The 22,106-nt window shown below is 70.3% G+C and carries 17 protein-coding genes; 7 read left to right on the forward strand and 10 right to left on the reverse strand.

All coding sequences use genetic code 11. The annotated features are described in order from the left end of the window. The first annotated feature begins 45 nt into the window (after positions 1-45). Positions 46-2,655 carry a carboxypeptidase-like regulatory domain-containing protein gene (locus FL344_RS08795; RefSeq protein WP_141618190.1) on the forward strand — a complete coding sequence of 870 codons (2,610 nt, stop codon included), beginning with the start codon at positions 46-48 and terminating at the stop codon, positions 2,653-2,655. Between the two features lie 92 nt (positions 2,656-2,747). Beyond that, complete coding sequence (locus tag FL344_RS08800) at positions 2,748-3,623, forward strand: GGDEF domain-containing protein (protein WP_011554038.1); 876 nt, start codon at positions 2,748-2,750, stop codon at positions 3,621-3,623. A 39-nt stretch (positions 3,624-3,662) separates the two neighbouring features. On the opposite strand, the gene FL344_RS08805 is transcribed toward FL344_RS08800, so the two are convergent. Both FL344_RS08805 and FL344_RS08810 read right to left on the reverse strand, forming a co-directional pair. Then, the gene (locus tag FL344_RS08805) at positions 3,663-5,696 is read right to left on the reverse strand and encodes a lysophospholipid acyltransferase family protein (RefSeq protein WP_141618191.1); all 2,034 of its coding nucleotides are present in this window, start codon (positions 5,694-5,696) and stop codon (positions 3,663-3,665) included. 2 nt (positions 5,697-5,698) lie between these two features. Then, positions 5,699-6,661: an SDR family oxidoreductase gene (locus FL344_RS08810; RefSeq protein ID WP_141590102.1), complete on the reverse strand. Its 963-nt coding sequence runs from the start codon at positions 6,659-6,661 to the stop codon at positions 5,699-5,701. A 102-nt stretch (positions 6,662-6,763) separates the two neighbouring features. On the opposite strand from FL344_RS08810, the gene mutL reads away from it, so the two are divergent. From mutL to FL344_RS08830, 5 genes are all read left to right on the forward strand, one after another. Beyond that, complete coding sequence (gene mutL, locus FL344_RS08815; RefSeq protein WP_141618192.1) at positions 6,764-8,623, forward strand: DNA mismatch repair endonuclease MutL; 1,860 nt, start codon at positions 6,764-6,766, stop codon at positions 8,621-8,623. A gap of 95 nt (positions 8,624-8,718) precedes the next feature. Next, positions 8,719-8,874 (forward strand): hypothetical protein, encoded by a 156-nt coding sequence (locus tag FL344_RS38950; RefSeq protein ID WP_163884409.1) that lies wholly within the window; start codon positions 8,719-8,721, stop codon positions 8,872-8,874. A gap of 17 nt (positions 8,875-8,891) precedes the next feature. After that, a complete protein-coding gene (locus tag FL344_RS08820) occupies positions 8,892-9,614 on the forward strand; it encodes a hypothetical protein (RefSeq protein ID WP_228564877.1) in 723 nt (240 codons plus the stop codon). 117 nt (positions 9,615-9,731) lie between these two features. After that, positions 9,732-10,718: a tol-pal system YbgF family protein gene (locus FL344_RS08825; RefSeq protein ID WP_141590105.1), complete on the forward strand. Its 987-nt coding sequence runs from the start codon at positions 9,732-9,734 to the stop codon at positions 10,716-10,718. A gap of 91 nt (positions 10,719-10,809) precedes the next feature. Then, complete coding sequence (locus FL344_RS08830) at positions 10,810-11,322, forward strand: hypothetical protein (RefSeq protein ID WP_194863049.1); 513 nt, start codon at positions 10,810-10,812, stop codon at positions 11,320-11,322. A gap of 1 nt (position 11,323) precedes the next feature. On the opposite strand, the gene FL344_RS08835 is transcribed toward FL344_RS08830, so the two are convergent. The 8 genes from FL344_RS08835 to FL344_RS08870 all read right to left on the reverse strand — a co-directional run bounded on the left by FL344_RS08835 (position 11,324) and on the right by FL344_RS08870 (position 21,545). Beyond that, on the reverse strand, positions 11,324-12,919 hold the full coding sequence (locus FL344_RS08835) for a carboxypeptidase-like regulatory domain-containing protein (protein ID WP_228564878.1): 1,596 nt from the start codon (positions 12,917-12,919) through the stop codon (positions 11,324-11,326). Between the two features lie 5 nt (positions 12,920-12,924). Next, positions 12,925-13,497 (reverse strand): hypothetical protein, encoded by a 573-nt coding sequence (locus tag FL344_RS08840; RefSeq protein ID WP_141618196.1) that lies wholly within the window; start codon positions 13,495-13,497, stop codon positions 12,925-12,927. A gap of 17 nt (positions 13,498-13,514) precedes the next feature. After that, entirely contained in the window at positions 13,515-15,407 is a 1,893-nt protein-coding gene (locus FL344_RS08845; protein WP_141618197.1) for a sigma 54-interacting transcriptional regulator, read from the reverse strand. A 28-nt stretch (positions 15,408-15,435) separates the two neighbouring features. After that, complete coding sequence (locus tag FL344_RS08850) at positions 15,436-16,443, reverse strand: hypothetical protein (protein WP_141618198.1); 1,008 nt, start codon at positions 16,441-16,443, stop codon at positions 15,436-15,438. Next, entirely contained in the window at positions 16,440-18,371 is a 1,932-nt protein-coding gene (locus FL344_RS08855) for a serine/threonine-protein kinase (RefSeq protein WP_141618199.1), read from the reverse strand. The genes FL344_RS08850 and FL344_RS08855 overlap by 4 nt, the downstream gene beginning before the upstream one ends. Positions 18,372-18,389: 18 nt before the next feature. Beyond that, on the reverse strand, positions 18,390-19,475 hold the full coding sequence (locus FL344_RS08860; RefSeq protein ID WP_194863050.1) for a 6-phosphofructokinase: 1,086 nt from the start codon (positions 19,473-19,475) through the stop codon (positions 18,390-18,392). A gap of 152 nt (positions 19,476-19,627) precedes the next feature. Beyond that, positions 19,628-20,110 carry a tetratricopeptide repeat protein gene (locus FL344_RS08865; RefSeq protein WP_141618201.1) on the reverse strand — a complete coding sequence of 161 codons (483 nt, stop codon included), beginning with the start codon at positions 20,108-20,110 and terminating at the stop codon, positions 19,628-19,630. A 217-nt stretch (positions 20,111-20,327) separates the two neighbouring features. Beyond that, positions 20,328-21,545: a sialidase family protein gene (locus FL344_RS08870; protein WP_228564879.1), complete on the reverse strand. Its 1,218-nt coding sequence runs from the start codon at positions 21,543-21,545 to the stop codon at positions 20,328-20,330. Positions 21,546-22,106: the final 561 nt, after the last annotated feature.

The raw sequence follows: 22,106 nt of genomic DNA on the forward strand, positions 1-22,106 counted from the left end.
TCCTGCCTGTAAGGTCGCGGACGGTCCCCCCGGAGCCGCATCCGTATGAATCACCCCCCCCGTCCCCTCGTGCTGGCTTGCCTGGCCTGTGTCCTGCTGTACCTGAACGGCTGCGGCGGCATGGACATGGGGCCTGACAGCCCCGTGGGCCCGATCCCCCAGGGGACTTACTGTTCCGTCGATCAGGACTGCCCCGACCCCTCGCTCTTCTTCTGTGACTCGGCCACCTCGCGCTGCGAGCCCGCCTGCCTGACGCGCGAGGATTGCGGCGTGGCGCGACGGGGCACTCATGCGCTGGCCGCGTGTGACGAGGTAGGCGGCGCCGGCTGCCAATGCGACATGAACCGGTGCGTGCCCGTTGTCTGTGCCGCCGACACGGACTGTGACTCAGGCACGGTGTGCCGAGACGGCGCGTGTGGCTCGCCGCCGTCCGAAACCCGCGCTGTCGCCTGCGAGGTGACGCCGGACGTCGTCGTGGGCACCCCGGGCATGACGGTAGACTTCCGCGTGTGGGTGCGCGAATCGACGGGCGCTCCGTTGGTGTTGCGTGACGGCGTGGCATGGGAGGTGTTGTCTCCCTCCGTGGTCGGAGGCGGGGACGGCCACCAGGCCTCTGTCGTGCTAGGCGAGCCCGCCTCGGAGCACCCGGCGCTGGCGGTCCGAGTGGGCAACGTCTCCTGCCATGCGCGCGTCACCGTGCTGCCCGCCGAAGTGGCACCGGGTGGGGTGCGCGTGCTGGTGGTGGATGCGCTGACCGGGCGTCCGGTGCCGCTGGCCGTCGTCGCGGTGTCCGCCGATGACGGCGGCCTGGGAGCGACCATGGTGACGAACGCCGACGGAGCCGCCTGGGTGCCCGCGGAAGGTGAGGTGGCGCTCTCCGCCTTCCACTCCGACTACGGCTACCTGACGCTGGCGCGCCACGACGCGAGCCAGTTCCGCGACGTGCGGATGGCCCTGCGCCGCAACCCCTTGGACCGCTTCGGCGGCGTGAAGGGTCCATTCCCCACGTTGACGGAGACCTTCTCGACGGCGGTTTCGCTGCGCGTGGGGCTGATGGGGTTGTCCGTGCCGGGGCTCCCTTCCGACCTGGCTCCCGAGTCCTTCCTGGGGCCGGAGCACGAGGTGGCGCTCCCCTTGGGCACGGGCCAGGACCGCCTGTCGCTGCCGTCGGGCAGCGCACTGTGGTTGACGGGCAGCACGGCTCCAGACGTCGCGGCCCCGGGCGTGGCGGGTGTGTGTGACGGCTCGCTACCGGGTGTGCTGGATGTGGAGCTGGCCATTCGCACGGGCGCCTGTGGGACGCGGACGGCCTGGGCGCTGACGGGCGCGCTCCCCCTGAAGGAACTTCCCCTCAACCTCCTGGCGCCGGGGACGGATCCGCTGTTGCAACTGGGGCAGCTGTTGCCCGGCTCGACGCGCTTCTTCTCGGCGCTGTCACGTGACGCCCGCTTCACCCTGGCGCCCACGCCCGGCATCCTCACCGGCGAGCCGGACACCCGCGCGGCGGAGTACGCGCAGGCGCTGCCTTTCGAGCGGGAAACGCCGGGCGTACGGCTGTCGTTCCCCTTCGCCGTGCGTGTGCCGCCGCTGCCTCAGTACCGGGGCGCGCACCTGGACCGCGCCTACGTGCTGGCCACCGTGGCGGTTCCCGGCCGGGGCATGGTTCCGCTGGGGCTGGGCGCCGCGGCCAACGCGGCGCCGGCCGATCCGAACACTGACGCCGATGCGCGGCTGGGCCGGCCCGGGCTGGTGCCCGTGCGCATGGCGCCCACGCACCGGGGCCTGGAGGGACTGCCGTACCGGCTGGTAGTGTCCGCCACGTCAGGGAATCAGGCCGAGGACGGCACGGTGGCGACCAGCACGCTCGTGGCGAACCTGCCCAGGCCAGAGTTCGACCCGGACGGCGTGCAGCCCGTGGACGCGGGGCTGAGCTTCCTCTCCCTTCCGGAGTCCGTTCGCTACAACTTCGACGGGAACCCCCGCGGCGAGCTCGTCGGCCGCGAGTTCCAGGCCCAGGTGGACGGACGGGCCAGCGTGGTGCGCGCCGAGTTCACCAACCGCGCCGGCCGCCGCTGGACGGTGTTGATGGACCCGGACGATGCGGACGACGGCGTCGTCGTTCCCCAGCCGCCGCTGGGGTTCGAGGACCGCACCTTCGACGGCGTGTTGCAGGAAACGCGGGCGAAGCTCCAGGTGGAGGCGCTGCGCGTGCGGGGCCTGGACCGGCGCGTGGGGCTGGGCCCGTCCCGCCTGGTGGCCCCGGAGGGCCTGGGCGCGGAGCGGCTCGCGGACCTGACGGATGCCGTCGCCACGCTGAGCCTGGGCCGGCCGGAGGTGACGTGGCGCCATCCGGAGGCGGAAGGGCAGCGGCTGGCCCGAGGCAGCGCGGTGCGGGTGAGCGTCTCCGGCTTCCGGCTGGGCACGGGTTCCGGCGGCGAAGGCCAGGTGCGCGTCAGCATGCGGGGCGGCTCGGGTTGCAACGACCAGGCGCTGTTCGCCTCCGCCCCCATCGCACCGGGACGCGGCGAGGTGGAGCTGCAGCTCCCGGCGACGTGCTCGGGGCTGGGCGTGTTGCTGGTGGCCACCCTGGTGGACCTGGAGGGTGACCCCCTGCGTCCGCTCGTCACCGCGACCCGGAAGGTCGACATTCCCTGAAGCCCGAGTGCGGGAACACCCATCTGGGTTTTCGTGCGCTGGCTCGCTTTCTCGATTTGCCGGGTGGTAGCGTTGTCGTCCCGGGAGGCATGGTGCAGAAGGAGACGGTCGTCACGGTCATCTCGAAGATCTCCGACCGGCCGGTCAACCTCGACGCGGCGCTGGTGGTGATCTACGGCTTGGACCTGGGGCGCAAGTTCGACCTCACGTCCGAGGAGACGCTCATCGGGCGCTCGTCCAAGGCGGACATCCAGATCGACCAGGAGTCGGTCAGCCGCAACCACGCGAGCATCACCAATTCGCGTGAGGGCGTGCGCATCCGCGACCTGGGCTCCACCAACGGCACGTTCGTCAACGACGAGCTGGCGGAGGGGGTGCGCGAGCTGCGCAACGGCGACCTCGTGAAGATTGGCCGCACCATCTTCAAGTACATCGCCGGCGGCAACATCGAGGCCGCGTACCACGACGAAATCTATCGGCTGACCACGATGGACGGCCTCACGCAGATCTACAACCGGCGCTACTTCGACGAGCAACTGGACCGGGAGATTTCGCGGAGCCGCCGCTACGAGCGGATGCTGTCGCTGGTGCTGCTGGACATCGACCACTTCAAGGCCGTGAACGACAAGTACGGGCACCTGGCGGGGGACTCGGTGCTCAAGCAGCTCGCATCCACGGTGCGCACGAAGATCCGCCGTGAGGACGTGTTCGCGCGTTACGGCGGCGAGGAGTTCGCCATCCTGCTGCCGGAGGTGTCGCTGTCCGGCACGCGTCAGCTCGCGGAGAAGGTGCGCCGGCTGGTGGAGAAGCAGCGCTTCGAGTTCGACCGGCAGGTGATTCCCGTCACGGTGTCCGTGGGCCTCGCGGTGTTGGAGCCGCACCACCGCGAGCCGGGGGAGCTGGTGCGCGACGCCGACGAGAAGCTCTTCGATGCGAAGACGTCCGGCCGCAACCGCGTGGTGGGCTGAGTCTCCAGCCCACCCCGTGCCTGGCCGGGCGCTTCCGCTTCAGCCCGCGAAGACGGAGCGGCGCTCGCGCAGCAGCGACTGGAGCATGCTCTGGATGGCCTCACGGGTGCGCTCGGTGAGGTGCTGGACCTCGCCCAGGTCGTCCGCCGCCTCGGGCGCGAGGTCCTCGACGCCAATGGGTTCGCCGAAACGGATGCTCCACTTGGCCGGTAGGGGCAGGGGGCCCAGCGGCGTGAGGGGCACGTAGGGCAGACCCAGGAAGGAGGCGGGGATGCGGCCCAGCAGTGGTGACGTCTCCTCCGCGCCGACGATGGCCACCGGGACGATGGGCGCGCCGGTGCGCAGCGCCAGCTTCACGAAGCCGCCGCGGCCGAAGCGCTTCAGCCGGTAGCGCTCCCCGAAGGGCTTGCTGAGTGCCTGGTAGCCCTCGGGGAAGACGACCAGCGGACGATGCTCGTCCAGGAGCCGCAGCGCGTTCTCCGGGCAGGCCCGCACGGCGCCGAGCCGGTTGAAGAGGGTGCCCACCATCGGTGCGTGGAAGATCTGGTCCTCCACCAACCAGCGGGGCTCGCGCAGGTCCGGGCGCTCACGCGTGAGGGCCATGGACATGACGAGCCCGTCGTAGGGCAGGGCGCCCGAATGGTTGGCCACCAGGATGGCCGCGCCCGGCGGCACGTGGTCCACGCCCTGCACGGACACGCGCCAGTACTGCGAATAGAGGAACTCGAGCACGGGCTCCAGCCGCTCGACGAGCGATGGGTCCTTGCCGTACTCGTCCAGGTTCGCGCCACCGCCAGTGCCCAGGCCGGCGCGGAGCATGTCCTTCAGGCCGCCCATCGCGAGTAGCGCCCGGGCCAGACTCTCGCTCGCCAGGGCCTGCCCGGCGATGTCGCGCGCCAGGGACAGGGCCGCCACGGCGCGCTCCGCCAGGGGACGGATGCCGTCGGGCTCGCCCCGTCCGGACTCCGGAGAGAAGGACTCCCGATAGGACGACTCACCCGCGCTCGTGGCGGGCGGGGGCACCAGCGACAGCGGGCCCCTGCGGCTGGGAGGGAGCTCGTCGCGAGTAGCATCCGGGAGCTCTACTTCCGGCTCCACCGCGGACGTGTCCGCTTCTTCCGTCACCACGACGCGGACCGGCGTCTCCCGCTCCCACCGGGTGACGGCCGGAGCATCCGGTGTGGCGTGGAGCGCGCGCACCTTGTCGATGGCGGCCCGTGCGGCGCTGTCCGCGACCTGCGCGGCCACGGCGGCGGCGAGCTCCTGCTCTTGTTCCGGAGACTGGGCAGGAGCGCCTCGCTCCAGCGCTTCCTCCACCGCGGCTTCGGCCAGCTCGGTCGCAAACTCCGTGGCCACGAGCCGCTCGACCTCGGCGTCGGGACCGGCCTCCGCGCCCAGCGCCGCGTCCACCGCGGCGGTGGCGGTGGCTTCGGCCACATCGGCGGCCAGGGCTTCCGCCAAGGCAAGGTCCACGTCGCGCTGCTTCGGCGTGGGGGCACCGGCATCGTTCACGGGGCCGGGGGCTTGTGACTCCAGCGTGAGCGGCGTGGACACCGCGGGCTCGCGCAGGGGAAGCACGGCGTCGTCCGCGTCGTGGGCAGAAGCCTGCGGCGTCCGCGCCTGCTGAGACGGGGCGGGTTCGCGCGGCGACAGCGCGGCGTCCGCTGCCCCGTGCACGGGGGGCCGCTGGGCTTGGGGCCCAGGGGCATGCGTCGGCTGTGCGAGGCCCTGCGGAGTCGCGGCGTCCGCTGCCTCAGTCCTTTCGGCCTGAGGCGCGGGGGCACCCGTCCCCGATGCCTGCGCCGGAGGCCGGGCATCCGTGGCGGCGCCCTTCATGCCTCCGGTCGCCTTGCCTCCCTTGGCCTTCCCGGACGTCTTCTTGCCCTCATGCTTGCGCGACTTCGCGGCAGCCGCCTTGCCACCGCCCTTCGCGGACGCCGTCCCGCCAGGCCCCGGCTTCTTCTTCGTCTCCGCGGCGGCGGCCTTTTCCTCGCCACCCGGCGTGGAGGATTCGGTGGGGCGCGACGCGGCGCCGCGCTTGAAGGGATCGTTCCCAAGGACACCCTTGGCCATGACTAGCTCCTCTTCAGCGCCGCAGCGGCGTCTCTGACATGGTGGAGGGGGATGAAACCGAGTGCGGACTCGGCGCGTTCGCCATCCGCGACCCATGAGTAATGGATGTAGTCGAGCAGGGCCACGGGCAACGTGCCCGCGCCCACGGCGTCCAACGTATGCAGGCCGGCCCGGAACAAGGGCCCTGGCAGAGGGAGCGGCCGCGCGCCCGCCTGCTGAATGAGGCCGGAGATCGGCATCACCCCGCGGCCCACGATGTTGAACTCGCCGGACGCGTCCGCGCGCAGGGCCAGGTGCAAGGCACGGGCGGCGTCGTCTTCGTGCAGCCCCTGCCAGAGCGGATCGAAGCCCATCAGCGTGGGCACCACGGGATTCTTCAAGAAGCGCGTGGCCGGGTTGTCCACCGAGGGCCCGAGTACCGGCGCGAAGCGCAGCACGAGCACGCGCATGTCCGGATGCCGCTCCCGGAAGGCGCGCACCTGGCCTTCCACCTCCACCTTGTCGGTGACGAAGCGACTGTGCGGGCAACCCTGGAGCGCCGAGTCCTCGCGCAGCATCGCGGGGTTGTTCCCGCGCGCGCCGTAGACGGCCGTCAGGGAGGGCACCACCAGCCGAGGCAGCCGCGAGCGGCCCGCCGCCGTCAGCACGTTCATCGTGCCGATGACTTCCAGCTCGTGCGCCAGGGAGCCGTTGCGGATGGGACCAAACAGGAACGCCAGGTGATAGAGCGCGTCCACGGGGCGCTCGGTGAGCGCGTCGGTGAGCTCGCTCTCGGCATCGTACCGGGTGAGGTCCACGCGGTGGAACTCCACCTTGTCGCCCTCCGGGCGGACGACGTCGAGCACGAGGATGCTCTCTACGTCGGGATCCCTGTCCAGCCGAGACAGCAGGAGCCGCCCATAGTCGCCGCTCGCGCCCGTTACCGCGATGCGCAGCCGTCCCTTGCCTGGTCGTGACACGTCCATACGCGGTGTCGCGTGTTAGCCCAGCCGCCTGGGATTGTCAGCCGCCACCCATGCTGTGTTGCTGGACAACGTCGCCTGGGTGGCGGAGGGTGTCCGGCCGCCATGTCCCGGATTGCCCGTCTCAGCGACGTCCTCATCAACAAGATTGCCGCCGGCGAAGTCGTGGAGCGCCCCGCCTCCGTCGTGAAGGAGCTGGTGGAAAACGCCATCGACGCCGGTGCCGGCACGATCCGCGTCGAGCTGGACGGGGGAGGCGTGGACCGCATCATCGTGTCGGATGATGGGCACGGCATGGGGCGCTCGGACGCCGTGGCCTGCCTGGAGCGCCACGCCACCAGCAAGCTGCGCGAGCTGGACGACCTGTTCCACATCGACTCCATGGGGTTCCGGGGCGAGGCCATTCCCGCCATCGCATCCGTTTCCCGGTTCACACTTCACTCCGCGGCTACGAACTCCGAGGTGGGCACGCGGGTGTCGGTGGAAGGCGGTGGGCCACCGCTGGTGGAGGACGCGCCGCCGCGGACGGGCACGGTCATCACCGTGGAGGACCTGTTCTTCAACGTGCCCGCGCGCCGCAAGTTCCTGCGCCGGGGCGACACGGAGCTGAAGCACGCGGAAGAGGCCGTGGTGCGCCTGGCCCTGGCGTACCCGGAGGTGGGCTTCTTCGCCTCGCACGAGGGCGGCGCGCTCTTCTCCAGCGCGGCTTGCCCGGATGACCCGCGCGAGCGGATCGCCGCGGCGCTGGGCTCCACGTCGCATCCGCACCTGTTCCCCGTGGAGGAGCGCCGGCTGGGCGTGGCCGTCACGGGGTATGCCGCCTCGCCCGAGTTCACCTTCAACAACGCGCGCGGCCTCTACACCTTCGTCAACCGCCGCTACATCCGGGACCGCGGCCTCATTGGCACCATCCAGCGCGCGTACCAGGACTTCCTCGCCGCCGGGCGCCAGCCCGTGGTGGTGCTGCACATCGACGTGGACCCGCGCGCGGTGGACGTCAACGTGCACCCGCAGAAGCAGGAGGTCCGCTTCGCCGACGCCCGGGGTGTCCAGGAGGCGGTGACGGCCGCGCTCAGCCGCATGCTGCGCGCCGCGCCGTGGCTGGGCTCGGGCGTGGAGGGCGCCGCGCCCCAGGCCGGCCAGCCCATGGACGCCGCGCACTACGCGCACGCCGTGGAGCGCTTCCTCACCCGCGCCCAGGAAGCCGCGTGGGGCGGCCCGCTGCCCACCGCCATGGATGCACCGGGCCCTGGCCCTGGGGCGCCGTCCCTGGGGGCGCTGGGGCAGGGGGCTCGGCCAGGAGCGCTGCCCTTCGCCGCCGCGGTGGGGCAGGCCCCCGCCTTCGGTCAGGCGCAGCCGCAACTCAACGAGGCACCTCCGCCGGGCTACTTCGGCGCGCTGCGGCCCCTGGGCATGCTGGGGGGGCGCTTCCATGTCTGCGAGGGACCGGGTGGCACGCTGGTGGTGATGGATCCACACGCGGCGCTGGAGCGCGCGCGCCTGACGGGCTACCTGCGCGCGTTGGAGGCCGGCAAGCCGCCTCCGGCACCCACGCTCTTCGGCACCACGCTGGAGTTGCCCGTCGCGGCGGCCAAGGCCCTGGTGGAGGGCAGGGAGGCCCTGTCCCGCCTGGGCTTCGACGTGGAGCCGTTCGGCGGCACCACGGTGGCGTTGAAGACGGTGCCGCCGGGACTGGAAGGGGCGGACGCGCGTTCGCTGCTGGAGGCCCTGGCGCGGGCGCTGCCGCCGAAGAGCGCGACGCTGGACACGGTGTCGCTGGCGGAGGCGGTGCGGGTGATGGCGTGCCACGCCGCGAAGCAGGCTGGCGCCGTGCCGCTCTCCGACGCGCAGTTCCGCGCGCTGCTCGGGGAGTTGGACCGGGCCGACTTCCACCCCACGTGCAGCCACGGCACGGTGGTGGTGCTGGAGATGCCCTTGCTGGAGCTGGAGCGGCGCGCCCGCTGAGTGCCCCGAAAATTGACGGGGGGGGACCCCCTGTTACCGTGCGCCACACGCTTGTAGCACCCAGGCCAACCTCCGCAGCGCACAGGAGCGGGCACATGCACGGTGTGATCACCCTGCGGGACGTGGTGGCGAATCTCGGCGTGGTGCTGCGCGAGTTCGGCGCCGGATGTGTGGTGCGCTGCTTCGTCGCATCACTTCGCCGCCGGCGGACCACCTTCCTGGAAATCGCGCTGAGCCCCAAGCGCCCCTGACGCCAAAGCCGCCATTGATGCTCCGTCGCCTTCTTCCGCTCGCACTGCTGCTTTCCGCTCCCGCCGCCGCTCAGGATTACGCATACGGTGATGAGGATGTGTCCACCTCGCTGGATGGGGTGGGCCGCATCACCATCCAGGGCGGCTGGCGCATCACCCCCAACAAGACGCTCTACGACGGCTGGTACTCGCGCTCCGCCAACCAGGGGCTGCCGCGTGCCCGGGAAGTGGCGGGCGGGCCCACGGTGGTGGCGTCCTTCGCCTACGCCATCTCCGACCTGCTGGAGGTGGGCATCGACTTGTTCGGCACGCAGAGTCGCCTGTACCTCAACGAGCCGGGCGTCGATGGCGGGCCGCCGCAGGCCCGGCAGGTGGACGTGCTGGGCTACGGGGCGCTCATCGGCCTGCGCTTCCAGACGGTGATTCCGCAACTGGGCCCTCATGGGCTCGTGCCCTTCGCGGGCTTGCTGACGGGGCCCACGCTCGCCTCGTCGGAGCGCAAGGGGGAGGAGCTCCAGGAAACCACCACCCAGACGTGGATGGGCAACGTGGGCGCCACGTTGCGCCTGACGCCGCGTTGGGGCATCACTGCTGACTACCGGCTCGCGTTCCTCCGAGGTCCCGTGGGGCCGTCCACGGCGCGCGTCGGTTCGTTCAGCCTGGGCGGGAGCTGGCTCTCGCTGGGCGTGACGTACAGCTTTCCAGCAGAGCCATCACGGCCGCTCCCTGGGAGCCTGTAAGTCCGCAGGGGAAGCAGGCGAGCCGGGCGCTGTTGCCCTTCTTCGGGAAATGCATTGGCTAAGCAGCGCTGTTCCGCTGCGGAAATTATCGACGCATGACCGGGAGAACTCCTTACGATGCGTGAATCGGCCGAATTCATTTCCGGGCCTAGGAAGATGTCCATGCCAGACCAGCCGAAAACGGATGTGGAAAAGGAGCTCACGGATCTGCGCCGTGAGATTGTCGAGGCACGCAACCTCGTCATCAAGAGCGACAACCTGCTCAAGAACCTCCATGCGGAGGTGAAGGCGGTTGGCAAACGCCACGAAGATTTCCAGAAGCGCCAGTGGCTGTCGTCCGCGGTGGCCTACGTGCTGTTCGCGGTCATCTGCGTGGGCGCCGCGCTGATGATCACCAGCGCGCGCAGCACCAGCGCCACCAACGAGAAGGAGCGCCTGGAGAAGACGGTCGCCGACCTCACCGGCCAACTGGAGAAGCAGCGCGCGGACACCGCGGCACACCAGTCGGTCCAGCAGGAGGCGAACAAGGTCTACAAGATGATGACCAGCCTGCCCGGTGACGAGCGCCTCAAGGGCATCGACGCGCTGGTGAAGCTGGACACGTCGCGGTTGAGCAACCTGGAGCGCCAGGCCCTCAATGACCGCGCCGCCGTGCTGCGCCGGGAGACGGGCGACGCCGCGTTCGAGCAGGGCAAGATCGCCTTCCGCAAGAACGAGATGGCCAGCGTCATCTCCAACATGGAGCGGTTCCTGGCCATGAACCCGCCGCAGGACCAGGCGCTGGACGCGTCCTTCTTCCTGGGCACGGCCTACAACAACACCCGCAACCACGAGAAGGCGGTGCCGCTGCTCGCCCGCTTCGTGGACGGGGACCGCAAGTCGAAGACGCGCGACTACGCCATGTTGATGCTGGCGCACTCCTACCAGGAGGTCGGCCAGTACGATAAGGCGCTGGAAGTCGCCCGTGACGCGGCTGGCGCCTACCTCAACAGCCCGTACCAGTCGCAGTTCCGGGGCCGCATCGCCGCGGTGAAGCGCCTGATGAACCCGGAGAGCGCGGCGCCCGCGGCTCCGGCCCAGGCGACCAGCCAGCCCGGCCAGTAGCTGCCCGTGGGGTCCGGAACCCCACCTCCCGGAAGCATTGCCACACGGAAGCGTTGCCACACGGGGTCCACGGTCATAAGACGTGGGCCCCGTGTCCGCTCCCGACCCCCGGAAAGATCCCCGCTACCGCCGCTTTCGTGGTGCCGCGTATGGGATTTACATCCTCGTCACCACGCTGTTCTCGTTGTGGCTCATCTGGAGTGTCGGCCGCTCTGTCCTGGCCATGACGCCGGAGAAGCTGCCTCCCGCCCCCGTGGCGCTCACGTTCCGCGAGTGCCTGGATGGCGCGCGCGCCTTGTGGACGGACCTGGAGAGCGGGCGCGAGAAGCTGGTGAACGTGTCTCCCGCAAAGAGCGTCGACCAGGAATGGATGCGCTTCCGCACCGAGTGGCTGCAGAAGCTCCGGGTCCGTGAGTCCGAATGCGCGCTCGACTCGCGGGAGCGGGCCCCCCTGCGCGAGGTGTTCCGCCGCCTGATGCGCGTGCAGGACCTCTACGCCATCCACGCGGTGCAGTACGCGGGAGAGGTGGGCGGCGAGGTGGATGCGCTGCACGAAGCCATGAACACCGCGGGCCGCAACCCTGGCGCCGGCCGGCTGCCCTGAGTCAGCGCACCGGCAGGAGGGCGGTGTAGCGGCCCAGGTGGTCCGACACCGTCTGCGACAGCAGCACTGGAGACGGGCGCCCTCCCAGGTCCGCCACCCGGTAGAAGCGCACGGAGGCATAGGGCGAGGGCGCTCCGGCCTCGGTCACCATGCCCCGCACCGTGCGGCCTCGCTGGAGCGGGAAGGTGGCCAGCACCTGCTCGGACGCGTCGTCGCCGGGGAGCACGGTGATGACGCGGCTGACGCGGGGCAGGTTCTCCGTGGGGATGAAGTCCACACGGTAGATGCCCGGATCCAACCCCAGGCGGAAGGCGCCCGTGTCGTCGGTGGTGCCCAGGGACTCGCTGCCCGCCGGTGGACGCGGCCAGCCAGGCACCTGTCCCACCGGATCCGCCAGCACCCTCACGCCCAGCGCCGGTGAGGTGTTGTCCGTCTGGAGAATCGTCCCCCGGATGATGCGCCGGTCCGGACACACGACGTCCGGCAGCACCGCGCCGGTGCGAGGCACCTCCACCGACTGCACCGTCAGGCCCGCGGTGGAGCCTGACGGCGGCACCACCACCAGAGACAGGTTGCCGCCCGGCCCCGACGGGAGCGTCTCCACCGTGAAGCGGCCCTCCGCGTCGGTGGTGCTCAGGGGCCCCTGGTACGTGCCGCCGCCGCCCACGGGTCCGCGCAGGGACACGGAGGCCTGGACCACGGGCCGGCCGTCCCGTCCCAGGATGCGGCCGGACACCTGGACCGGCTCGCCATAGTCACCCAGCTCCAGCGGCGCGGTGAGCGGCTCGCGGGGATCCACGGTGAACGTCTTCTGCGGCACCCGCACGTCGCCTGTCGCCGTCACGCGCACCAGGAGGCTGGTGCGCTGCGAGGCCTCCAGCGGCAGGGCCAGCGAGAAGGCGCCCGAGCCGCGCGCCACCGGCACGCGCTGGGACAGGGGTGTCAGGTCCGCGTCCAGCGCCTGGACCTGCAGCGCGGCGTCCACGAGCTGCGCGCCCTGGCGCACCACCCGGCCTTCCAGCCGGGCCACCTGGTTGGGGGAGGGCAGCACCAGGTGTAGGGGCACGGCGCCGCCGGGCGACACGGTGGCTTCGCCTCGCACCGGTGGCAGCCCCAGGTCGTCCGGCTCCAACGTCACCGTGTACGTCCCGGTCCCCACGGGCAGCACCCAGGCGCCGTTGAGAGGGACCAGGTCGGCCGTGAAGAGGCGCGCCACACCCGGCAGCAGCGCGCTCTCCCCGCGGGCGGTGAGGTGGAGCGGCTCGTTGTAGGGACGCGGGGCGCTGCCACCAGGGCTCGTGGCGCGCACGGTGCTTCCCTGGACGGTGGCGGGCCCGAACAGCGCCAGGTTCAGCTCCGGCCGGATGGCGTCGACCTGGAAGTCCTGCGCGTGCAGGCCGTCATGGGGGTTGGGCGTCACCTCCACCACGATGTCCCGGCCCGGGTCGCCACAGCCGTCCGGGAAGCACACCTCGTTGATGGCACAGTCGCTGTCCGCGCGGCACACCAACTGGCTGGGGTCGGGCGCTTCCTCCAGCAGCACGCAGCCGGCGCTGGGCAGGCCCGACACCAGGACCGTCCACGCGAGTCGCCGCACCCGCCTCACCGGCAGTCTCCCTGGACGGTGTTGACCACCCACGAATAGGTGACGACGAAGCCTGGGTTGTTGATGGTGGTGCCGTCCGGCAGCTGCACCGGCCGGGGCCGCACCACACGGTCCACCAGCTCCGCGTCGGTCACCAGCGCCTCCACCAGGTGGGGGCCGGGCGTGCTCAGCGGGTTGTTGGCGGACGCGAGGCTGATGAGCAGCGTGCCCCGGTCCGTGCGCCGGGGTTCGCGGGTGCTGGCCAACTCATACTGACGGTAGGGGCCGCGCGGGTCCTGCGGGTTGTAGTCCACGTACCAGTGCACGACGATGCGGTCGTCCACGTCCGGGTCCTCGACGGCCACCTCGAAGGTGAGGTCGCAGCCGTCCGCGCCGAAGTCCGAGATGAAGCGCTGCTGGGGGGCCACCAGGCTGTCGATGATGCGCGGCGGCCGGTTCATGAACTCCGGCACGGCGTCCAGCAGCGTGTCGTCCTGGGGGATGAGGCAGCCGGACGCGGCGCAGCCCGCGGCCATCAGCAGCCACAGCTCTCGTCTCCAGGAGTATCGCCGCGTCGTCGCTTCCATCATCCGGACGGGCTGCTCTCCTAGAGCAGCTCGTCTCCCTCCTCGGGGGGCAGGGGCCGCCCTGACTTCTCCGCTTCCAGCTTCTCCAGATGCCGGAAGATGGTGCGCGGGTCCACTCCCAGGTCCTTGGCCGTCTTGGTGCGGTTCCCGTTGTTCCGGGCGAGCACCTCGTTGATGTAACGCTTCTGGAATTCTTCCTTGGCCTGGAGCAGCGGCATGATGGGCTCCAGGTTCTCCGGCTTCAGGTCCAGGTCATCCGGCCCCAGGAGCGGCTTGTCCGCGAGCACCACCGCCTTCTTGAGCCGGTTCTCCAGCTCGCGGATGTTGCCCGGCCAGCCGTACTTGCGCATGGACACGGTGGCGGAGGGGGTGAAGCCGCGGGCCTTGGAGCTGAACTCGCGGGCGTACTTCTGGAGGAAGAAGCGGCCCAGCACCACCACGTCCTCGCCGCGCTCGCGCAGGGGCGGCAGCTTCAGCGTGACGACGTTGAGGCGGTAGTAGAGGTCCTCGCGGAAGGTGTTCTTCTTCACCTCGTCCTCGAGCACCTTGTTGGTGGCCGCCACCACACGGATGTCCACCGGCTCGCCGCGGTTGTCGCCGACCTTGTAGACGACCTTCTCCTGGAGCGCGCGCAAGAGCTTCACCTGGAGCTGCAACGGCATCTCCCCGATTTCGTCCAGGAAGAGCGTGCCGCCAATGGCCGCCTGGAACTTGCCGGCCTTGGTGGCCACCGCGCCGGTGAAGGCACCCTTCACGTGGCCGAACAGCTCGCTCTCCAGCAGGTTCTCTGGAATCGCGCCGCAGTTGATGGTGATGAAGGGGCCCTTCGCACGCGTCGAGCGGCGGTGGATTTCCCGCGCGATGAGCTCCTTGCCGGTGCCCGTCTCACCGGTGATGAGCACGGAGATGTCCGTGGGCGCGATCTTGTCGATGCGCTTGTACACGTCCCGCATGCCCTGGCACGCGCCGACGATGTCGCCATAGCGCTGGTCCTCCAGTTTGCGGCGCAGCTCGGTGTTGTCGAGCTTGAGGTCGCTCACCAGCATCGCGTTCTGGAGGATGAGCGACGCCTGCGCCGCGAAGATGGTGAGCATGTCCGCGCTCTTGGGCTCGAACCGGTTCACCAGCCGGTCATTGCCCACGTAGAGGACACCGAAGAGGTCGCCCTTCTGCATCAGCGGCACGCACATGACGGAGTGGACGCGCAGGTTCACCACCGACTCGCTCTTGTTGAACTCCGGCGAGTCCAGCGCGTCCGCGACGATGAGCGCCTTCTGCTCCTTCACCACCTTGGCGATGATGGAGTCGGAGATCTTGTCCTTCTCCACCGCGTCCTCGATGTTCTCCCGGGACACGTTGCGCGCCACCTTCACGCGCGGGTCCCCGTTCTCCATCAGGATGAGGAAGCCCTTGTCGGCGCGCGTCACCTCGATGGCCTCGTCCATCAGGCCCTCCAGGAGGCGCTCCAAGTCGTAGAGCCCCAGCAGCCGCTCGCTGAACGCGGTGAGCCGGCGCAGCAGCAGCAGCTCGCGGCCGGGGACGCCGGGCAGCTCGGAGGTGTGCGAGTCGGGGTTGGACGTGTGAATCAGCTCGCGCGGAGGGGACGCGGGGAGCGGCGGCGCACGGGGCGCGTCGTCCCGGGCGAAGATCAGCTCGGTGTGGCCCACGCGGACCACGTCGCCGGTGGAGAGCGCATGGGCGTCGCGCTTCTTGCCGTTGACGTGAAAGGTGGCGCCCAGGCTGCCCACCTCGTAGCGCGTGCCGTCGAAGGTGACGTGCAGGGCGCTGGCGGGCACGGAGGTGTCCTCCAGCGGGATGTCGTTGTCCGGGCCCCGGCCAATGCTGGTGAGACGCTTGTGCAGGGAGACTGCGCGGACCTTGCCATCGGGGGTGCGGACGGTGAGGCTGGCCATGGCTTCACGTACCTGGAGGGAGTCTCCGTCAGAAGGAGAGCGTGAGACCGGCGCCGAGTCCGCCGGAGGTCGGGTAGATGCCCACGCGCGTGTACGTCTTCGGTGCCGTCGCGCGGGCGGAAGTGGAGCGGGGGAGTGGCTCCGCGGGTTGTTCGGCGCGAGGCTCCACCGTGCTGCGGACCACCTGGTCCTCGTGGTGGAACAGCGCGTCCACCACGCCCACGGCGTAGACGGCGTAGAAGCCCGCGGCCGATGACAGCTTGAGCAACTGCCATGCGTCGCGCTGCCTGGCCCGGTTGGTGGGGATGTAGCGGACGGTGACGGAGGCCCGGCCGTCCGGGGCCAGCACGTTGTCCAGGTCGATGGTGCGCTCTTCGAAGAGCCCTTCGTAGGCGAAGAAGGAGATGATGCTCGTCACCGCCAGCACACCTTCGGTGGCGGCGAAGACGATGCCCAGACTGGTGCGGCCCTGCTGGAACTGGCCGGCGCCGAAGGGGACGAAGTTGACCAGGAAGTTGCGCTTCTCCACCGTGCGCACCGTCACCTGGGACGCCAGCTCCTCGGCGCGGCGGCGCTGCACCTCGGCTTCCAGGCGCTCGCGCTCGCGGCGCTCGGCCTCCGCCTTCTCGCGCTCCTGACGCAGCCGCCGCTCCTGGCGCAGGAAGTCCAGCTCCGTGTCCATGTCCTCCTTGAGCGTGTCGAAGAAGGCCACCGCGGGCGGCGGGACGACGAAGGGGTCCAGGCTGAAGTCCGGATCCAACCGGAGCAGCGCGCGCAGGTGGCGGCGGGCGTCGTCGGTGCGGCCCAGGTTGAAGGCCGCCAGGCCCGCGAGCTTGTGCAGCTCCGCCAGGTCGTCCTCGTCCAGGCCGCCCCGGTCGATGCGCGACGCCGCGCGGTCCATCACCTCCGCGTACTTGCCGTACTCGAAGCTGGCGCGCAGCGCGGCGACCTCCGGGTCACCGGCGTCCTGGGCGAACGTGGCGCCCGGAGCGAGCAGCATCATCGCCGTGAGCAAGAGCGGGAGGCAGCGGCTCATTCTGGGCGGAGGCTCCCGCGCAGGGTGGTGGGTTCGCCCGGCCGCAGATGCACCACCCGGCGCTCCGGCACGTAGCCCGGGTGGGAGACCTCCACCACCACGGTGTGCTGGAAGCCCGCGGGGCCTCGCGGAGAGCGGACCTCGAAGGGCGTCTTCACGCTGTCCTCCGCGGAGCGGAACTCGTCGCCCACGCGCACCAGCGCGCCCGCGGGCTCGAAGTCGACCGACAGGCGGGACGCCTTGGGCTGGGCGCGCAGGTGGAAGACGTTGTCGCCGTCCGGCTGCACGTCGATGGTGTCCACCACGTCCTCGCAGTAGTCGCAGGAGATGGTGACGGTGTGCCGGCCCGGTGTCACCTCCACGTCGTGCTTCTGGAGCGGCTGGGCGCTGGCCGCGCCGTCATCCACGCGGATGCTGCCATAGGGGCGCACCAGGATGGACACAGGCAGCTTGCGCACCAGCGGCTTGCGCGGTGCTTCCTCGTCCTCGCCCGCAGGGCGTGTGCCCATGCTGCGAACGGTGCCGCCCACGGCCGGCGTGCCATCCGTCCGCGGCGACAGGCCTCCCGGTGCCGTCGTGCCCTTGACCGCGCGCGAGGCCGGGCGGGGCGGCTGCGACGTGCCAGGGCCGGGACGCCCGGCGCTCTCCTTCGGGGCCGGGGTGGTGTCGGGAGGCGCGACGGTGGCGAGCGGCTCGGAAGGTGGGGCCGGAGGCAGCGTGGCCGCGACCTGTCCGGGCGTGGTGGCGTCGGGCGGGGTGGTGGCTTCGGCGTCGTTCGCGTGGCGGGCCTTCCAGCCGCCCAGTCCCAGCAGTCCGGCGGCGGCCACGCCCACGCCCAGACGCAGCCCCCGGCGGCGCCACGTCTTGATGCGCTGGGCGCGCTGGATGCCCTTGAGGAGCGCCAGCGCCCGCGCGTTGGTGGTGTCCAGCGCTAGCACCTGGTTGAGACTGGCCAGGGCGCGCGGGGTGCGCTTCTCCGCGAGCTGCCGCTCGCTGCGCTCCAGCAGGGTGGCGACGATGCGCTGACGGGCCAGCTTCCGGTACGACGGTGGGTCCGCGAAGTACGATACCAGCTCCTCGCCCACGCGGGCGAAGCCCAGGCCGGCCAGGTAGTCCGCCAGGGCGTCCCGCAGCCGGGCCGCGTCAGGGTAGCGCCGCTCCGGGTCGCGCTGCAGGCAGATGGCGCAAATGTCCGCCAGCTCGTCCGACAGCGCGGGCACGCGCCGGCGTGCGTCCTCGTAGTCCCCGTCCAGGATGCGCTTGAGCGTGGCGGTGGTGTTGGGCGCGCTGAAGGGCAGCCGTCCCGTCATCGCCGCGTAGAACATGATGCCCACGCTGAAGACGTCCGCCGTGGGGCCCGCCTCCAGGCCTTCGATGATCTCCGGGGCCATGTGGGCCGGCGAGCCCACCAGCGTGCCGGTGACGGTCATCCGCTCCTCGATGTCCATCAGCCGCGCGATGCCGAAGTCCATGAGCTTGAGGACGCCGTCCTCGCGCACCATGACGTTCTCCGGCTTGAGGTCGCGGTGGATGACGCCGGACTCGTGCGCGTGCGCCAGCGCCGCGGCCAGCTCGTGGATGACCATGGCCGCCAGCTCCGGCGGGTCCATGGGCCCCTCGTCCAGGAACGTCTTCAGCGTCTGCCCGCGGATGTACTCGGTGACTATGAACGCGTCCTGGGCGTCCGCGGCGGAGAAGTCGAAGACCTCCAGGATGTTGGGGTGGTGCAGCTTCGCCACCGCGCGGGCCTCGCGGGCCAGCCGCCGGCGGGACTCGTCCTTGCCGGCCAGGTGCGGGTGCAGCACCTTCACCGCGACTTCACGGTCCAGGGCGGTGTCGAGCCCTTTGTACACGACGCTCATGCCCCCCGAGCCCAGTTGCTCGAGGATGCGGTAGCGACCGATATGGCGGCCGACGAGCGTCGTCATGGCGGTTTGGCGGTCCCCTCAGTCCCCGAAGCTGATGCCCATGCTCTTGGTGAAGCGCACCAGCTCACCCGCCGGATCCACCCGGCGCTCCTTGCGCGACTCGCTCAAGGGTACCGCGATGATTTCGCCCGCGCGCAGGGCCACCATGTGGTCCCACTGGCCCGCGCTCACCAGGTCCAGCACCTTGCACCCGTAGCGAGTGGCGAGTACCCGGTCCGCCGCGCTGGGGCTGCCCCCGCGCTGGAGGTGGCCCAGCACCGTCACGCGAATCTCCGCCTCGATGTGCCGGGCCAGCAGGTCGGCCAGCACCTTCCCCGAGCCGCCGAGCCGCACCACGCCCCGGCCGGGAATGGCCTCCGCCGTGTCCAGCACGGCCAGCTCGCCACCTTGGGGGAACGCGCCTTCGGAGATGGCGATGATGGAGAAGCTGCGACGGCGGGTGGAGCGGCGGCGGATCTTCTCCACCACGGACTCCACGCTGTACGGAATCTCCGGAATCAGGATGACGTCCGCGCCCCCGGCGATGCCGCTCTCCAGGGTGAGGAAGCCGGCGTGGCGGCCCATGATCTCCACGACCATCACCCGGTCATGGGCCTCGGCGGTGGAGTGCAGGCGGTCGAGCGCCTCGGTGACGATGAGCCGCGCGGTGTCGAAGCCGAAGGTCTGATCCGTCCCGGACAGGTCGTTGTCGATGGTCTTCGGACAGCCGACCACCTTGAGCCCCTTCTCCACGAGCCGGTGGGCGATGGACAGCGTCCCGTCGCCGCCCACGGCGATGAGCCCGTCCAGGCCCAGCTCCTCGCAGCGGAGCAGGACCTGATCGGACACGTCCCGCTCCACCCAGTGGCCATCCTCACGGGTCGCGTAGCTGAAGGGGTTGGCCTTGTTGGACGTGCCCAGGATGGTGCCGCCCTTGGGGAGGATGCCGCGGGTGTCCTCCTCGGTGAGCGGGTGGGCGAGCCCTGGCTCCACCAGCCCCATGTAGCCGTTCTCGATGCCCACGAACTCGTAGCCGAATTCGTGCGTGCCCCGCTTCACGAGGCCGCGAATGAGTGCGTTGAGGCCGGGGCAGTCGCCACCGCCGGTCAGGACTCCAAGTCTCATGGGACGGGGCATACAGGTCGGACGCGGGTGTCAGAGGGAGGGTGCTTCACCATGACAGAAACGTCGGACCTGATTGTAGGGGGGGGCCCCCGGGGGTGCAACGCGTGAATCACCGGCCAGGGCTGATTCGCGAGTGGAAACGGGCGTTTTCCTCAGTCCCGCTTCAGGCGGCGGCGCGAGGCCACCCGGTCCAGCAGGGCCTGGAGCCGAGGCTCCGGCTTGTCGGGAAGCGCCCTATCTGTCGGTGACTGTAGGGGCATGGCCTTCGCGAGGCCATAGAGCTCGATCAGCCGCTCCTTGAGCAGCTCGCTGTCCGGGCGTTCCTGGACCGCGCGCCGGTAGCAAGCCGCGGCGCCCGCATAGTCGCCCAGCGCGAAGAGGCGCTCGCCTTCCTGGACGGGGGAGGAAGGGCCCACGGGGAGGGGGATGCTGGCCTTGGCCCGGGCGGCTTCGAGCACCTCCAACTCCGCGGGTTGGAGCAGCTCGCGCGCGTTGGCGAGCTTGAGGGCGAGCACCTCGTCGTGCGGGAAGGCCCGCACCAGCGACTCGTACAGGCCGAGCGCTTCGGTGAGCTCGCCGCGGCGCAGGGCGCGATCGGCACGTGACTCCATGTCGGCCCTGGCGGCGGGGTTCATCTCCCGGGCAGGTTACCCGCGCCGCGCGGGGATGTCACAACGAACACGCAGGGAGACGCCGCGACAAAGCTCGGATTCCGGGAGGCCACACGCTGTGTCGGAGTGGCCGACACTCAGGCACGGATTCCAGGAGGCTGGATGTGCGGTGCATGTCGCGCGCGCAGACGCCCGAGGCGAGGGCGGCCACCGCGACTGCGAGGAGACGGGGTGCCCCGGGCTATTTCGCCTCGGTGCGGCGGAAGAACACGTCCGTGTTTTCGTTGGTCAGGTCTTCCAGCCAGGCCACATAGCCATGTCCTCCGCCGCTGGAGGCGAAGACACGTGGCGCGGAAGAGCGCGTCGGCGTGTTGCTCAGGTTCGTCACGGGCGTGAACGACGCGCCCAGGTCATCGCTGGCCCGGTAGAAGATGTCGACCGAGCCGGCGGTGGTGTTCTCCCACGCGACGCGCAGATGCGATTGGGCTGCGGAGAGGCTGACGGAGCCGGAGTATCCCGGGGTGAGGCTCAGGTTGCGTGGCGCGGAGAACGTGGCCCCCTGGTCGTTGCTGGCGCGCAGGAGGATGTCGAAGTTGCCGGGGCTGTCGTCCTGCCACGCCACGAAGACGTGCTGACCCGAGATTTCGAGGTCCGGCGCGAGCGCGAAGCCTTGGCTCCCACTCATGGCTTGGGTGGGCTCAAAGCTCGCCCCCCGGTCGGTGCTGCGGCGGTAGAGGATGGTGCAGGTGTCCGGGAAGAGGTCGTCGCATTCCTCCCAGACCACGTGGACCTTCTGGTCCTTGACGGCGATGCGGGCGAGCAATGACGGCTGCCCCGGGCCCTCGCCGGCACTGAGGTTGAGACGCGGTGCGAAGGCTGTTCCCTCGTCGGGGCTGGTCCTCATGTACACGTCGGGCCGGTCATCCGCGTCGATGTTGTCACCCACCATGTAGACGCGATTGTTGGACGCGGTCATCTCCGTCACCCCGGTGCCATGACGGTCGTCCAGCGCCAGTGTGGGGCCGAAGGTCCGCCCCTTGTCGTGACTCGCGCGGAATTGCTGGGTCGCGGACCGCGGGCCGGTGAGCTCGGTCCATGTCACGTACACATCGCTGTTCTCGGCCGCGAGCCGGGGCGAAAATCCGTGCGCGGCCAGGGTCACCGCGGGGTCGAAGTTCCTTCCGTTGTCGTGGCTCACGCGGAACTGGATGCCCTGGTCGTGCCAGGCGACGTAGACCTTCTTTCCCTCCGCGACCACGGTGGGGAGGTAGGCGGACCCGGTGTTGTTGCTCAGCCTCAGGGGCGGCTCGAAGCTCTTTCCCTGGTCCGAGCTCCTGCGCAGGTAGACGTGGGTGACGTCCAGGGAAGATGTATCACTCCACACGATGTAGACGTTGCTGTCGGCGACGGCTGTCTGGAATTCGAAGTTGAAGGTGGGCGTCCCGCTCAAATTCAGCACCGGACCGAAGGTCTCCTGGAATCGTGCCGGAACTTCCTGAGCCGCCGCACTCCTGGAGAGCAGCACGGTTCCGAACAGCACACCCCTGAGACATCGGCTCATCGCGCTCGCCATGTTCCCCGTCCCCCTCTCACCAAAGGCGAGGCGGAGGAATAGGCGCTGGCCACGTGTGGTGTCACTGAACGGGGGCGCTGTTCGCATGGAAATGGCGAACAGGGAGACGCCCTGGAAAAGGAGGGGCGAGTTCGCCATGGGATGCCTTGACGGGAAGCTGGCAGCCCCGGCCCGTTCGCGTGCCTGTGCTCCTTCAGGACGGCGGAGCCCGTGCGCGTTCGAGTCGCCCGAAGGGACGTCCGGCGTTCCTACCCTCTTGGCTGAACCCATTCAGCAGAGGGATTCGTCATGTTCCACCCAGCACGACACCGGCACTCCATCCACTGCATCCTGCCGCCTTACCTGGCTCGCTCCATCGCGCAGAACGGCACCAGCGATCAACGTGAGCGTGTCCTGCGGACGCTTTCCACGGATTCGACGTTCCGTGCGCTCCGGCTCGCGGGAAGC

Origin of the sequence: Myxococcus sp. AB036A (assembly GCF_006547355.1) — a bacterium.
Classification (GTDB): domain Bacteria; phylum Myxococcota; class Myxococcia; order Myxococcales; family Myxococcaceae; genus Myxococcus; species Myxococcus virescens.